Annotated in this window: 13 protein-coding genes; 3 read left to right on the forward strand and 10 right to left on the reverse strand. The window is 71.9% G+C overall.

The window, feature by feature from the left end; translation table 11 throughout:
• Nucleotides 1-54: 54 nt before the first annotated feature.
• Nucleotides 55-1491, forward strand: coding sequence for a cytosine permease (locus LMU33_RS35690; protein WP_228625293.1), 1437 nt, complete (start codon nt 55-57; stop codon nt 1489-1491).
• Here LMU33_RS35690 and LMU33_RS35695 read toward each other — a convergent pair.
• From LMU33_RS35695 to LMU33_RS35720, 7 genes are all read right to left on the reverse strand, one after another.
• Complete coding sequence (locus tag LMU33_RS35695) at nt 1488-1703, reverse strand: hypothetical protein (protein ID WP_228625295.1); 216 nt, start codon at nt 1701-1703, stop codon at nt 1488-1490. The genes LMU33_RS35690 and LMU33_RS35695 overlap by 4 nt on opposite strands.
• Nucleotides 1704-3023: a KamA family radical SAM protein gene (locus tag LMU33_RS35700; protein WP_228625297.1), complete on the reverse strand. Its 1320-nt coding sequence runs from the start codon at nt 3021-3023 to the stop codon at nt 1704-1706.
• 33 nt (nt 3024-3056) lie between these two features.
• Complete coding sequence (locus LMU33_RS35705; protein WP_228625299.1) at nt 3057-4127, reverse strand: hypothetical protein; 1071 nt, start codon at nt 4125-4127, stop codon at nt 3057-3059.
• A gap of 170 nt (nt 4128-4297) precedes the next feature.
• Nucleotides 4298-5386, reverse strand: a complete 1089-nt coding sequence (locus LMU33_RS35710) for a branched-chain amino acid aminotransferase (protein ID WP_228625301.1) — start codon at nt 5384-5386, stop codon at nt 4298-4300.
• A gap of 247 nt (nt 5387-5633) precedes the next feature.
• Nucleotides 5634-6677 (reverse strand): 3-isopropylmalate dehydrogenase, encoded by a 1044-nt coding sequence (locus tag LMU33_RS35715; RefSeq protein ID WP_228625303.1) that lies wholly within the window; start codon nt 6675-6677, stop codon nt 5634-5636.
• Between the two features lie 89 nt (nt 6678-6766).
• Entirely contained in the window at nt 6767-6898 is a 132-nt protein-coding gene (locus LMU33_RS41535; RefSeq protein ID WP_283844273.1) for a hypothetical protein, read from the reverse strand.
• 226 nt (nt 6899-7124) lie between these two features.
• On the reverse strand, nt 7125-8033 hold the full coding sequence (locus LMU33_RS35720) for a LysR family transcriptional regulator (RefSeq protein ID WP_228625306.1): 909 nt from the start codon (nt 8031-8033) through the stop codon (nt 7125-7127).
• A 103-nt stretch (nt 8034-8136) separates the two neighbouring features.
• Here LMU33_RS35720 and LMU33_RS35725 point away from each other — a divergent pair, with 103 nt between their 5' ends.
• The gene (locus LMU33_RS35725) at nt 8137-9132 is read left to right on the forward strand and encodes an MDR family NADP-dependent oxidoreductase (protein ID WP_228625308.1); all 996 of its coding nucleotides are present in this window, start codon (nt 8137-8139) and stop codon (nt 9130-9132) included.
• Between the two features lie 7 nt (nt 9133-9139).
• Here LMU33_RS35725 and LMU33_RS35730 read toward each other — a convergent pair whose 3' ends face one another.
• The 3 genes from LMU33_RS35730 to LMU33_RS35740 form a co-directional block, all read right to left on the reverse strand.
• Nucleotides 9140-9679 carry a GNAT family N-acetyltransferase gene (locus LMU33_RS35730; protein ID WP_228625310.1) on the reverse strand — a complete coding sequence of 180 codons (540 nt, stop codon included), beginning with the start codon at nt 9677-9679 and terminating at the stop codon, nt 9140-9142.
• Between the two features lie 125 nt (nt 9680-9804).
• Nucleotides 9805-11436 (reverse strand): L-glutamate gamma-semialdehyde dehydrogenase, encoded by a 1632-nt coding sequence (gene pruA / locus LMU33_RS35735; protein WP_228625312.1) that lies wholly within the window; start codon nt 11434-11436, stop codon nt 9805-9807.
• Nucleotides 11437-11475: 39 nt separating this feature from the next.
• Nucleotides 11476-12402, reverse strand: a complete 927-nt coding sequence (locus LMU33_RS35740; protein WP_228625314.1) for a proline dehydrogenase family protein — start codon at nt 12400-12402, stop codon at nt 11476-11478.
• A gap of 164 nt (nt 12403-12566) precedes the next feature.
• Here LMU33_RS35740 and LMU33_RS35745 point away from each other — a divergent pair, with 164 nt between their 5' ends.
• Nucleotides 12567-14216 carry a PucR family transcriptional regulator gene (locus LMU33_RS35745; RefSeq protein ID WP_228625316.1) on the forward strand — a complete coding sequence of 550 codons (1650 nt, stop codon included), beginning with the start codon at nt 12567-12569 and terminating at the stop codon, nt 14214-14216.
• The last annotated feature ends 19 nt before the right edge of the window (nt 14217-14235 follow it).

Consider the following 14235-nt stretch of genomic DNA (forward strand, 5'->3'; position numbering starts at 1 on the left):
ACAGACATTGAACGTCGCTCAAACCGAACCGGCGGGAGTCGAAGGAGACCAGCCATGCCGATAGAACAGCGCGGAGTCGACACCATCCCGGACGAGGAGCGGACCAGCGGTCCGCGCGACCTCGTCTCGATCCTGCTCGGCTCCAACCTCTGTCTCGGGGTGATCATCTTCGGCTGGCTGCCGCCGTCGTTCGGGCTCGGCTGGTGGGCGTCGGTCAGCTCGATCGTCGCGGGCACGATCGTCGGTACGGCGGTGACGGCGCCGCTGGCCCTGATCTCCCTGCGCACCGCGACCAACCTCTCCACCTCCTCCGGCGCCCAGTTCGGCGTCCGGGGCCGTCTGGTCGGCTCGGTCGTCGGCCTGCTGCTCGCCCTCGGGTACACCGCGCTGACGGTGTGGATCGGCGGCGACGTGATGATCGGCGTGCTCGGCCGGATGTTCGGGCTGCCCGCGGACGGGGCGTCGTACGCCGTCGTCTACGCGCTGCTGGCCGGCGCCACGGTCGCGGGCGCGGTGTACGGCTACCGGGTGCTGCTGAAGATGTCCAAGGTCCTGTCCGTCGGCATGACGGTCCTGCTGCTGCTCGGCGTCCTCGCCTACGCCCCGCACTTCACCACCGCGGCCATGCCCGGGACGGGCGGCTATCTGCTCGGCTCCTTCTGGCCGACCTGGTTGCTGTCGGCCGTGGCCGCCGGCCTGTCCGGTCCCATCGCCTTCATCACCCTGCTCGGCGACTACACCCGCTACATCTCCCCCGCCCGGCACTCCGGTCGCCGCGTCCTGAAGGCCACCTGGCTGGGCCTGACCCTGGGCCTGCTGGTGCCGCAGCTGTTCGGCACGTTCACGGCGTACGGCGCCCACGCGGCGCTCGACTACGCCGGTCCGCTGGTGGCGGCCTCGCCCACCTGGTACCTGGTCCCGCTGCTGCTGTCCGCCTCGGCCGGCTCGGTGGGCAACGCCGGTCTGATGCTGTACTCGATGGGCCTGGACCTGGACGCCATCCTGCCCCGGGCCTCCCGCGCCCGCGCCACCTGCACGGTCGCGGTCGTCGCCACGGCCTGCGTCTTCGTCGGCCACTACGCCTGGAACGCGCAGTCCGCGATGACGTCCTTCGTCCTGCTCCTCACCGCCATCGGCACCCCGTGGGCCGTGATCACCCTCATCGGCTTCGCCCGCTGCCGGGGTGTCTACGACGCCGACGCCCTGCAGGTCTTCAACCGCCGTTCGCAGGGCGGGATCTACTGGTACCGGGCCGGCTGGAACATCCGGGCGACCGTCTCCTGGGCCCTGGGCGCCGGGGTCGGTCTGCTGGCGGTGTCCCTGCCGTCGTACCAGGGCCCGCTGCTGCACCTCACCGGCGGCGTGGACTGCAGCTTCCTGCTGTCGGGCGCGGCCGGCGGCCTGATCTACCTGGTCCTGGCGCCCCGGCAGCAGGCCTCGGCCCGCGTCGAGGCCGCGCAGGAGCCGGTCGGCGCGGAGAGCCGGCCCTAGCTCCGCAGCAGCCCGACACCCGCAAGGCCGGCCAGGCTCAGCCCCATGGTCGCGGAGAAGGCCACCGCGGCAGCCGGAAGCGCGTCGGTGAGCCGGCCGGCCGTGCTCGTCCGGACGATCACGGCGAGCAGGGCGGCGACGAGGGACAGCAGAACCGCCACGGTCAACGCCAGACCGGCCACCGCGGCCGTCGGCTGCGCCGAGGAGGACATTCACCCCACCTCCAGACCCGGCAGGAACCGCTCGGCGCCGAACGCCGGCTTCAGGTCGGTGAACCAGGTCGCGCCCTCGTCGTACGCGGCGAAGAACGGGCGGTCCACCAGTTCGGGGTCGCGGGCCTGGATGAGGTGCAGGACGAAGACCTTCTCGCCCGCCACCTCGGCGATGCCGTCCACGCAGACCTTGCCCGGCATCGCCGACATCACCGGCCCGCGCACCGTGCGGGCGAGCCCCGAGACCCGGGCGTAGGCGTCCCGGAAGATCGCGTGGCCGCGGGCCAGAGGCACCCCGAAGTAGCCCTGCGGGCCGGTGTCCCGCTCCACGAACTGGTAGTACGGCACCGCCCCCAGCGCGGTCGTCTCCTCCCACAGCTCCGCCCACGCCTCGGCGCTGTCGTTGATCCCGGCGACCAGCGGCCCCTGGCAGCGGATCACGGCGCCGGTGTCCCGCACCCGGCGCATCGCCTCCCGCACCACCGGCGGGCGCAGTTCCCGCGGGTGGGTGAAGTGGGCCATGAGCGCCAGGTGGCGGCCGCTCGCGACGACCTTCTCGAAGAGCCGGAGCAGGTCGTCGGCGTCCCGGTCGGTCAGGAAGCGGTACGGCCAGAAGGCGAGCGCCTTGGTCCCGATCCGGACCGAACGGACGGTGTCGATGGCGAGCAGCGGCTCCACATAGCGGCGCAGCACCTCGGTGCTCATCACCAGCGGGTCGCCGCCGGTGATGAGCGTGCTGGTCACCTCGGGGTGGGCACGCAGGTAGGCGCTGGTGGCGGCGATGTCGTCGGTGGCGATGCGCAGCTCGGACTCGCCGACGAACTGCGGCCAGCGGAAGCAGTAGGTGCAGTAGGCGTGGCAGGTCTGGCCCTGCCGCGGGAAGATCAGCACCGTCTCGGAGTACTTGTGCTGAAGCCCCGTCAGGCGGCGGCCCTCGTGCACGGGGACGTTCGCGTCGAGCTGGCCGGAGGGGTGCGGGTTGAGCCGCATCCGGATCTCGTGCGCGGCGTGCCGGACCTCGGCGGCGGCCGCGTCCTGCGCGAGCAGGTCCGCCATCCGGCGCAGGTCGTGCGCGGGAAGCATGCCGCTCTGCGGGAAGGTCAGCCGGAAGACGGGGTCGTCGGGGACGACCGACCAGTCGATCAGTTCGTCCACCACGTAGGAGTTCGTGCGGAAGGGCAGGACCGCCGACACGGCCCGCAGGGCGAGCCGCTCGGCGGGCGGCAGGGACACCCGGTCCAGCAGTCCGTCCAGGTCACGAGGGGTGAAGGCGCGATACCGGGGTCTCGTCTGCAAAGCGGGGTGGAGCGCTGAACTCATCTGTGCCAGGGCCTCTATTCTGTGCCGGGTCCGCTATTCCGTGACCAGGACCGGCGGTCGCAGCTCTACGAAGGCGGCCGCCGACGCATCGTACTTCTCCGCGAAGTGCTGGATGAGGAGCGCGTGCAGCGGACTTTCGTCGTCGACCACGATCAGCTCGTGCCCGCCCGGCACGGTCAAGACCTCGCTGAAGGCGGAGAGTTGGTCGAGGCGGTGCCGGGCCATGTACGACACCAGGTCGGGCCCGGCGACGTACAGGCGGTCCTCGACGGACACGAACGGGCAGCGGAACTCCCGGCGGCCGTCGGAGGCGTCGACCAGGGTGAGCGGCAGCCGGGTGAAGTGCTCCATCGGCTTGCTCTGCCCCCACAGCTCGTCGAAGCGCTGCTCCACGAAGGTGCCGAGCGGGGAGCGGACGGCGACCTCCAGCTGGACGCCCTCGCCGGAGAGCCGGCCCACCGTGAGGAAGGAGACGAGACAGCGCTCGTCCCAGCGGTAGAGCGTCACACCGGGGGACGTCTGGCACAGGCGGACCTCGAGCAGGGCGCGGGAGGTGCCGTCCAGGCGGCGCGCGAAGTGGTCCAGGGTGCGCAGGTTGCGCATGATGTCGCGGCGGATGTCATCGCTCTGCTCGCCCAGTTCACGGCCGCGCAGGATGACGGCGAGCGAGTCGGGGTCCAGCAGCAGGATCTGCACCCGCGCCCCGTGCGCGGTGGCCGCCTTGATCCCCCGGAAGAGACGCTCGGAGAACTGCGGCCCGAACAGGTTGGAGAAGGTGTCCAGCACCTTCACGCAGGCCGTGGCGCCGTGCACCTGGGAGGCGAACCACTCGTAGTCCAGCCGGGTGTGCTCCCGCACCCGGCCCTCCTGGGCGCGAGAGATCAGCGGGCCGATCACGAACACGGTGATGACCACGCCGACGAGGTCGGTGCCGAGGTTGAGGGCGAGGTTCTGCTGGTAGGCGTCCATGCCGTGCGCGGTCCACAGCAGCAGGCCGGCGCAGCCGGTGAGAGCCGCCAGCGCGGTGAGGCTCTGCGGGCGGCGCGGGGTCCGTAACGCACGCAGTAACCAGCGCAGCCGTGGCACCGGCGACCAAGCGTTCACGTGCGCCCCTCCCCCGTGTCGGGTGTCACCCCGGATGCGTGAGCGCGGGGGCACGCTCCCCCGCGGAAGGGGTGGATACCCGGACGGGAGTGGTGGTACGCCTCGAACGCGCGCACCATTCACTCCCGTCGGACGGCCGGTGAAGCGTCGGACGGCCGGTGAAGCGGACCTCAGCCGATCCTGTGCATCCAGCCGTGCTTGTCCTCCGCCACACCGCGCTGGATGCCGAGGAGGGCCTCGCGCAGGCGGAGGGTGACCTGGCCGGGGGTGCCGTCGCCGTGGGTCCAGGCGTCCGTCCTGGTCTTGACGTGACCGATGGGCGTGACCACGGCGGCGGTGCCGCAGGCGAAGACCTCGGTGAGCGCACCGGAGGCCGCGTCCGCACGCCACTGCTCCAGGGTGACCACGCCCTCCTCGGCGGTGTAGCCGAGGTCACGGGCGACCTGGAGCAGGGAGTCGCGGGTGATGCCCTCCAGGATCGAGCCGGTCAGGGCGGGGGTGACGATCCGGTCGCCGTAGACGAAGGCGACGTTCATGCTGCCGCTCTCCTCGACCTTGGTGCGGGTGACCGCGTCGAGGTAGACGACCTGGTCGCAGCCGTGCGCGGCGGCCTCGGCCTGCGGCAGCAGCGAGGCGGCGTAGTTGCCGCCGGTCTTGGCGTCGCCGGTGCCGCCGGGGACGGCGCGGACGTGGTCCTCCGAGACCCAGATGGTGACCGGCTTGACGCCACCGGCGAAGTAGGCGCCGGACGGGGAGGCGATGAGCATGAACAGGTACTCGTTCGCCGGGTGCACGCCGAGCGCCGCCTCCGTGGCGAACATGAACGGACGCAGGTACAGCGACTGCTCGCCGCCGTGCGGCGGGACCCAGTCGGCGTCCTGGGCGAGCAGCGCGTCCAGCGCGGCGATGAACAGTTCCTCGGGCAGCTCGGCCATGGCCATGCGGCGCGCGGAGTTGCGGAAGCGGCGGGCGTTCGCCTCGGGGCGGAACAGCGCGATCGAGTCGTCGGACTGGCGGTAGGCCTTCAGCCCCTCGAAGATCTCCTGGCCGTAGTGCAGGACGTGGGTGGAGGGGTCGAGGGAGATCGGGCCGTACGGGACGAGCTGGGCGTCGTGCCAGCCGCGGCCCTCGGTCCACTTGATCGTCACCATGTGGTCGGTGAAGTGGCGGCCGAACCCCGGGTTGGCCAGGATCGCCTCGCGCTCTGCGGCGGCGAGGGGGCTGGCGGAGGGCTTGAGCTCGATCGTGGGCGTCGTCATGAGTGATGTGTCCTTCACCGGTTGTCGTGACGGGCCGCGCTCACGCCCCGTCACTGTGACCTGCCAGTGTTAGGACGTCCGAGCTTTCCCTCATGCCGCGGCTCCGCGTCCGATTATCGCGCGGGGCCCGCGGCGGAAGGAATGGGGGTGAAAGCGGCCCAGGGGTCGATGGTGGCACCCGGCGGGGACATGGGAAAGCCGCCGGGTGGTCGTCCGACCCGGCGGCTTCTCGTGGGTGAGCGCCGGGTCAGCCGGCTACTCGGGCGGCGAGCGCGTCGCCGATCTGCGAAGTGCTGCGGGTACCCAGTGCGGCGCGCTCGGTCAGGTCCGCGGCGACCGCCGCGTCGATGCGGTCGGCCTCGCTGTCGTAGCCGAGGTGACGCAGCAGCAGGGCGACGGACAGGACCGTGGCGGTGGGGTCGGCCTTGCCCTGCCCGGCGATGTCGGGCGCGGAACCGTGGACCGGCTCGAACATCGAGGGGAACTCGCGGGAGGGGTTGATGTTCCCGCTCGCGGCCACGCCGATGCCGCCGGAGACGGCCGCGGCGAGGTCGGTGATGATGTCGCCGAAGAGGTTGTCGGTGACGATCACGTCGAACCGCTCGGGCTGGGTGACCAGGTAGATGGTGGCCGCGTCGACGTGCATGTACTCGGTGGTGACCTCGGGGAACTCCGCGGCCACCTTGTTGAAGACGTTGGTCCACAGGTGACCCGCGAACGTCAGCACGTTGTTCTTGTGGATCAGCGCGAGCTTCTTGCGCGGGCGGGCCTGGGCGCGGGCGAAGGCGTCGCGGACCACGCGCTCGACACCGAAGGCGGTGTTGACGGAGACCTCGGTGGCGACCTCGTGCTCGGTGCCCTTGCGGATGGTGCCGCCGTTGCCCGTGTACGGGCCCTCGGTGCCCTCGCGGACGACGACGAAGTCGATCTCCGGCTGGCCGGCGAGCGGGGTGGCGACGCCCGGGAGGAGTTTCGACGGGCGCAGGTTGACGTGGTGGTCGAAGGCGAAGCGGAGCTTGAGGAGGAAGCCGCGCTCCAGGACACCGGACGGCACCGACGGGTCGCCGATGGCGCCGAGCAGGATGGCGTCGTGCTGCTTCAGCGCGTCGAGGTCGGCGTCGGTGAGGGTCTCACCGGTGGCGTGGTAGCGCTTGGCGCCGAAGTCGTACTCCTTGGTCTCCAGCTTCACGTCCTCGGGCAGGACGGCGGAGAGGACCTTGAGACCCTCGGACACGACTTCCTGTCCGATGCCGTCTCCGGGGATCACTGCGAGATCGATGCTGCGAGACATGCGGGCACCCTACTCCTCGTCCCAGGTGATGACACGGCCCGTCCGTCATTTGGACGGCGGAAACGGCCCGGACGACGTCGGACGAGAGCTCAGTGGCCGGTCTCGCCGCCGTTGTCGCGGCGGTCGAGGGCGCGCTGGAGGGCGGCGGCGGCGTTCTTGCGGTCGGACTCGCTCGCGCGGGTCACGTGGCGGACGCGGCGGCGGACGGTCGTCTCGGCCATGGGAATCGACTCCTTCGGCAAACACGGAGCACGGCAATGAGAGATTGCGAGACGCCGGAAGGGGCGGGGAGCCGCAGGGCCGCAGGGGTTGCCTGCACCGGGCCCGGCTCACGACCGCCGTTCGCTTGATCGAGCGAGACGTTCGGCTCCTACAAAGCTAAGGGAGCGGCCCGGTTCTGTCTGCACAATTACTCGGACTTCCTACTATCTGAGACGGCGGACCGCCTCACACCGCTCTGAGCTGGGCTTTCGTGCGTTCGGGTGAGGGTGCGTCCAGGGAGCGCAGGCTGCGGATCATGGCTCGTACGGCGGCGGTGGCGGCGAGCTCCGGGGTGGTGACGTAACCGACGGAGCGGTACGGCCGTTCGGGCCCGAGGTCGGTGATCGCGACGGCGGGCGGCGCCCCGGTGAGGGACAGCGCGGGCATGATCGCCATGCCGAGCCCGCTGCCCACCATCGACAGCACCGCCCCGTCGTCCTCGGCGTTGACCCTCGCCGCCGGGATCCAGTCCTGGGCGGCCCACCAGGCGCGGGTGTAGGAACCGCAGTTCTCGGCCCAGTCGACGAGCGGCAGGGTGCGCGGGTCGGGGTGCCCGGCCGGATGCACCAGGGAGTACGGCTCCTCGAGCAGCGCCCCGCCGACCAGTCCGGCGGGCGGCGGCCCGCTCAGGGTGGCGATCCCGAGGTCGGCCCGCCCGGCGGCGACCTCGCCCGCGGTGCCGGCGCCCAGTTCCCGTACCACGGTGACGGTCACCTCGATGCCCGGGTGCCGGGCGGCGAGCCGTTCCAGGGCGGACGGCAGCAGATGCAGGGCGGCGCTGCGGAAGGCGGCGATCCGCAGCGGCCCGGAGAGTTCGCCGGTGTCCGCCCCGCGGACGTCGGCGGCCAGCGCCTTTAGCATGCGCAGCACCCGCCGCGCATGGGCCGCCGCCCGCTCCCCCGCGGGCGTCGGCCGGGCACCGAACCGCCCGCGCTCGAAGAGGACGGCCCCGAGCTTCCGCTCGATGCCGCGCATGGCATGCGAGACGGCGGACTGGGTGGCCCCGAGCCGGGCGGCCGCGGCGGAGAACCCGCCCTCGTCGGCCACCGCGACCAGGATCCTCAGCTCCTGCGGAGCAAGGTCGACCGCTGTCATTCGGGGCTCCCACCTGCGTTCATGAGACCGCTTCATGGATCGGCGCATTCCATGAGCCCAACCCCCTGCCCGCGCCCCGCATTCCTGCCTAGCGTCCCCTGCCATGACCGAGACCGCACTCACCGTGCAGCAGACCGCCCGCCCCACCGGCTTCCCCACGGCCGACCACTTCCGCTTCGCCGAGTCCCCGGTGCCCGAGCCGGCCCCCGGCACCGCCCTGGTGGAGAACCTGCTGTGGTCCGTGGACCCGTACCACCGCGAGATGATGGACGGGGACTTCGCGCTGCACGCCCCGCTGGAGGGCCGCACGCTGGGCCGGGTCACCGCCTCCCGCACCCCGGAGCTGCCGGAGGGCGAGATCGTCTTCCACCGCCTGGGCTGGCGCACGCACTCGGTGGTGCGCCCCGAGGAGGTCCGCCGGCTCCCGCACCACCCGGGCGTGCCGCTGTCGGCGTATCTGAGCGTGCTGGGCGGCACGGGCCTGACGGCGTACGTCGCCCTGACCCGGATCGCCCGGCTGCGCGAGGGCGAGGACGTGTTCGTCTCCGGCGCGGCGGGCGGGGTCGGCACGGCGGCCGGCCGTTTCGCCCGGCTGCTCGGCGCCGGCCGGGTGATCGGCAGCGCGGGCACCGAGGAGAAGGTGAAGTACCTGACGGAACAGGTCGGTTACGACGCCGCCTTCGACTACCGCACGGCCCCGGCCGCCGGCCTGCTGGCCCGGGCCGCCCCCACCGGCATCGACGTCTTCGTGGACAACGTCGGCGGCGAGCAGCTCGGCGCGGCGATCGGCGCGCTGCGCCGGCGGGGCCGGGTGGTGCGGGTCGGCACGATCAGCCAGTACAACACCCCCGATACCCCGCCCGTCCTCTTCGACCACGCGGACGTGGTGGAGAAGAGCCTGCGGATCGAGGGCTTCCTGGTGAAGGACCACCGGGACGCACAGGAGGAGCTGTACGACTTCGCCGTACCGCATCTGCGCAGCGGGACGCTGGCGGCGGACGAGACGGTCGTCGACGGGTTCGGGCGGATCGTGGAGGCGTTCCTGCTGATGCTGCGCGGCGGGAACACGGGCAAGGTCCTGGTGCGCGCGGCGGGCTGACGCAGCGTCAGGTGACGTCCCCGTCCCGCCAGTCGAAGACCAGCTCCCGGCCGGGGTCCAGCGGTCCGGCGAGCGCGGGCCGTACGTAGACGCCCCCCTCCTCCTCCGGCAGCCGCACGATCCCGTCCGGCGAGAGGGCGTGCACCCGCCCCCTCCACTGCTGCCAGCCCCGGGCGGCGTACAGCGGGGCCCCCTCCTCGCTCGCGGAGAGCGCGCCGAGGTCGTAGGCCCGTTCGATCACCCGCTCCACCTCGGCCATGACCCGCCCGCCGAGCCCGGTGCGCCGCGCGTCCGGCCGTACGGCGACGGCCTCGACGTACCCGGTGCGCAGCCAGCGCCCCCGGTGCCGGATCCGCCGCATCACCACCGACCCGTGCGCGGCGAGCCCGCTCCCGTCCTGGACGAGCACATGCATCCCGCCGAGCCCGTGATTCCAGTCCTCGTCGGAGAAGCCACCGTCGAACGCCTCGTCCAACAGGGTGCGGGCGGCGTCGAGTTCGGCGGGTTCGAGGTCGGCGGTGTGGGCGAGACGCACTCGGATGACCATGGCGCCATCGTCTCACCCGACCGCTGGAACGGGTGCCGTGGAGAAGGACCGTCCGTGGATGGGAACGGGCCGGCAAGCCTGCTCAGAGTCAGGCTTGCCGGCCCGTGTTCAGGGGGGGCTGGGGATCAGCCCATGTGCGGGTAGGAGTAGTCGGTCGGCGGCACCAGGGTCTCCTTGATGGCGCGGGTCAGGGTCCAGCGCAGCAGGTTCTGCGGGGCGCCGGCCTTGTCGTTGGTGCCGGAGGCACGGCCGCCGCCGAAGGGCTGCTGGCCGACGACGGCGCCGGTCGACTTGTCGTTGATGTAGAAGTTGCCCGCCGCGTAGCGGAGCTTCTCCATCGTGTACGCCGCCGCGGCACGGTCGCCCGCGATGACCGAACCGGTGAGGGCGTAGTCGGACACCGACTCCATCTGGGTCAGCATCTCGTCGTACTTGTCGTCCTCGTAGACGTGCACGGCGAGGAACGGGCCGAAGTACTCGGTGCGGAAGACCTCGTTCTCCGGGTCGGAGCACTCGACGACGGTCGGGCGGACGAAGTAGCCGACCGAGTCGTCGTAGCTGCCGCCCGCGACGATGGTGCAGGCCGGGTCCTGCTTGGCACGGTCGATCGCGGCCTTGTTCTTGGCGAAGGCACGCTCGTCGATCACCGCGCCGATGAAGTTCGACAGGTCGGTGACGTCACCCATGGTGAGGTAGTCGACCTCGGCGGCGAACTCCTCCTTGAAGCCCGCGTTCCAGATGGACGCCGGGATGTAGGCGCGGGAGGTGGCGCTGCACTTCTGGCCCTGGTACTCGAAGGCACCGCGGGTCAGGGCGGTCTTCAGCACCGCGCGGTCCGCGCTCGGGTGGGCGACCAGGAAGTCCTTGCCGCCGGTCTCGCCGACCAGACGCGGGTACGAGCGGTACTTCTCGATGTTGTTGCCGACCGTCTTCCACAGGTACTGGAAGGTCTTGGTCGAACCGGTGAAGTGGATGCCGGCCAGGTCACGGTGGACCAGGGCGACCTTGGAGACCTCGATGCCGTCACCCGTGACCAGGTTGATGACGCCCTTGGGAAGGCCCGCCTCCTCCAGGAGCTGCATCAGCAGCACGGCCGCGTGGGTCTGCGTCGGGGACGGCTTCCAGACGACGACGTTGCCCATGAGGGCGGGGGCCGTCGGCAGGTTGCCCGCGATGGCGCTGAAGTTGAAGGGCGTGATCGCGTAGACGAAGCCCTCCAGCGGACGGTGGTCGAGACGGTTCCACACGCCCGGGGAGTTCGCCGGGGGCTGCTCGGCGAGGATCTGGCGGGCGTAGTGGACGTTGAACCGCCAGAAGTCGACCAGCTCACAGGGGCTGTCGATCTCCGCCTGCTGCGCGGTCTTCGACTGGCCGAGCATGGTGGAGGCGGCGATCGTCTCGCGCCAGGGGCCGGCCAGCAGCTCGGCGGCGCGCAGGATGATCGCGGCGCGGTCGTCGAAGGACATGGCGCGCCAGGCCGGCGCGGCGGCGAGGGCCGCGTCGATGGCGTCCTTCGCGTCCTGCTGGGTGGCGTGGCGGCCGGTGCCGATGACGGCCTTGTGGTTGTGCGGCTGGACCACCTGGAACGGCTCGCCGCCGCCCATCCGCCTCTCGCCGCCGATGGTCATGGGCAGGTCGATCGGGTTCTCGGCCAGCTCCTTGAGCTTGGCCTCCAGCCGGACACGCTCGGGCGAGCCGGGGGCGTAGCCGTGCACCGGCTCGTTGACCGGGGTGGGGACCTGGGTCACAGCGTCCATAGGTTCCTTGACTCCTTGTACGTGAGCGGGTGTTCGGACTCAGCCCTTGCTGACCATCGAGCGGAGGAAGAAGCGCAGGTTCGCGGGCTTCTCCGCCAGACGGCGCATGAAGTAGCCGTACCAGTCTGTGCCGTACGCGGTGTAGACGCGCATGCGGTGGCCCTCGGCGGCCAGGCGCAGGTGCTCGTCGCCGCGGATGCCGTACAGCATCTGGAACTCGTACTCGTCCAGCTTGCGGCCGGCCTTGTGGGCCAGCTCCTGGGCGATGGCGATCAGGCGCGGGTCGTGCGACCCGATCATCGGGTACCCCTCGCCCTCCATCAGGATCCGCAGGATGCGGACGTACGCCTTGTCGATCTCGTGCTTCTGCTGGTAGGCGACCTCGGCGGGCTCCTTGTAGGCGCCCTTCACCAGGCGGACACGGCTGCCGGCGGCGGCGAGGCGGCGGGCGTCGGCCTCGGTGCGGAAGAGGTAGGCCTGGATGACACAGCCGGTCTGCGGGAAGTCCTTCCGCAGCTCCTCGTGGATGGCGAACATCGAGTCGAGGGTGGTGTGGTCCTCGGCGTCCAGCGTGACGGTCGTACCGATGGCGGCGGCGGCCTCGACGACCGGGCGGACGTTCGCCAGGGCCAGCTCGTGGCCACCGGGGAGCGCCTGGCCGAACATGGACAGCTTGACCGACATCTCGACCCGCTCGCCGAGCTGCAGGTCCTTGAGGTGATCGATCAGCAGCAGGTAGGCGTCCCGGGCGGCGGTGGCCTGCTCGGGGGTGGTGATGTCCTCGCCGACGACGTCCATCGTCAGCTCCAGGCCCCTGGCCGTCAGGTACTTGATGATCGGCACGATGTCGGCCACGGTCTCGCCGGGGATGAAGCGGTCGACGACCTGCTTGGTCACCGGGGCCGCCGAGATCAGGCGTCGCATCCGGTCGCTGCGCGACGCGGCGAGAATCACGGGACCCAGCACGGGGCACCTCCACAGACAAGCATCAAATCGGCCATGACCCAACGATTCGGGTACGGCACGGAGAACCACCGTGAAACCTAAGGATCTCTCCGATCGTGGGCCATCGACAGCTGTCACGCATCCGTGCACGGGATCTCAGACAAGTGTATGAAGGCCGCCGGAAAATGAGGGAGAATGCCCGAGTGGCGGCGGATTTCAAGGCGTTCAAGGGCGACTACCAGGAGCTGGTGGACGAGATCTCGGAGCTGCTCGGGGTCCCGGCGACCCTGGAGAACCGCGACTTCGAGCTGATCGCCTTCGGGGCGTACGACAGCGAGGGCGACCTGGATCCCTCCGCGCTCGACCCGGTGCGCACCCGCTCGATCCTGACCCGGCGCTCCACGGCCACGGTCCGGTCGTGGTTCGAGGGCTTCGGCATCACCCGCGCGACCGGCCCGGTACGGATCCCGCCGAGTCCGGAGGCGGGCGTGTACCGCGGCCGCATCTGCCTCCCGGTACGCCATCGGGGCGTCGTCCTCGGCTACGTCTGGCTCCTGGACGGCGATCCCGGGCCGACGGACGCCCAGCTGACCGCCGCGATGGCGGTGGCGGGCCGGATCGGCGCGCTGCTCGCGGACGAGGCGGAGGCCGGGGCCGGGCTGAGCCGGGAGCTGCGGGCGGTGCTCACCGCCGAGCGCGGCTGGCAGCAGGACATGGCCGTGGCGGAACTGCGCACCGCGCTCGGCCCCCGCGCCGACGGCCCGCTCACCCTCGTCTGCGTGGCCCCCTGGCCCTCGGCCGACCCCGACGACGCCCCCGCCGCCCGCACGATCCCCCACGCCCTCGCCCTGTGCACCCTCCCCTGGGGCACGTCGCAGCAGACCCTCGCGCTACTGGTACGCCTGCGGACCACCGAGGTGACCACCCCTGCACTGACGGCGGCCACACGGTTGCTGAAGGACGCCGAGGGCGGTCGCGGTGCTCCGGAGGGAGCGGCTCGGGGAGCCGGGACCGCGGGAGGAACGGCGCGCGGGTCAGGAGGTGCGGACCGCACCGGGACCGGAGCGGGACGCGGGTCCGGGACAGCAGGAGGAGCAGGGCAGGGGACCGGTGCTGCGGGAGGAACGGGCCGCGGGGCAGGTGTTGCCGGCGGGGCAGGAGGTGCGGAGCGCACCGGGACCGGAACGGGGCGCGGGTCCGGGACAGCAGGAGGAGCAGGGCAGGGGACCGGTGCTGCGGGAGGAACGGCGCGGGGCGCCGGGTCCGGGGCGGGGAGAGAGGCGGGGCTGGCGGCGGGACGAGGGACACGCGGGGCCGGGACCGGGACGGGAGCCGGGGTGGCGGCGGTGGGTGGCGTGGCGCGGGGGGCCGGGGCGCGGGCGGCTGCGGCGGCCGCGGGACCCTCCGGAGCGGCCGGGGGCGCCGGATGCGCCGCCGGGGTCGGTGATCCACGGAGCGGCCTCGCCGAGCTGGGCGCGGTCTGGCAGGAGGCCGTCGCCGCCACGCGCGCCGCGCTGGCCGAGCCGCGGTTCGGGCCGGTCGCGCAGTGGGCGCGGATCGGGCCGTACCGGCTGCTGACCGCGCTGCCGCCGCAGGCCGCGCACGATCCCGTGGTCGGCCCGCTCCTCTTCCCCGCCCACCGGGAACTGGCCCGCACCGCCGAGGTCTACCTCGACTGCGCGGGCCAGGCCGGCCGTACGGCCGCCGAACTGGGCATCCACCGGCAGACCCTGTACTACCGCCTCTCCCGGGTCGAGCAGCTGACCGGCCTGGACCTGGACGACGGCGAGGACCGGCTGCTGCTGCACATGGCGCTGAAGCGGGCGCGGCTGTAGCGCCGGGCCGTACCGAGCG

It is taken from the genome of Streptomyces barringtoniae, from assembly GCF_020819595.1.
Lineage (GTDB): Bacteria > Actinomycetota > Actinomycetes > Streptomycetales > Streptomycetaceae > Streptomyces > Streptomyces barringtoniae.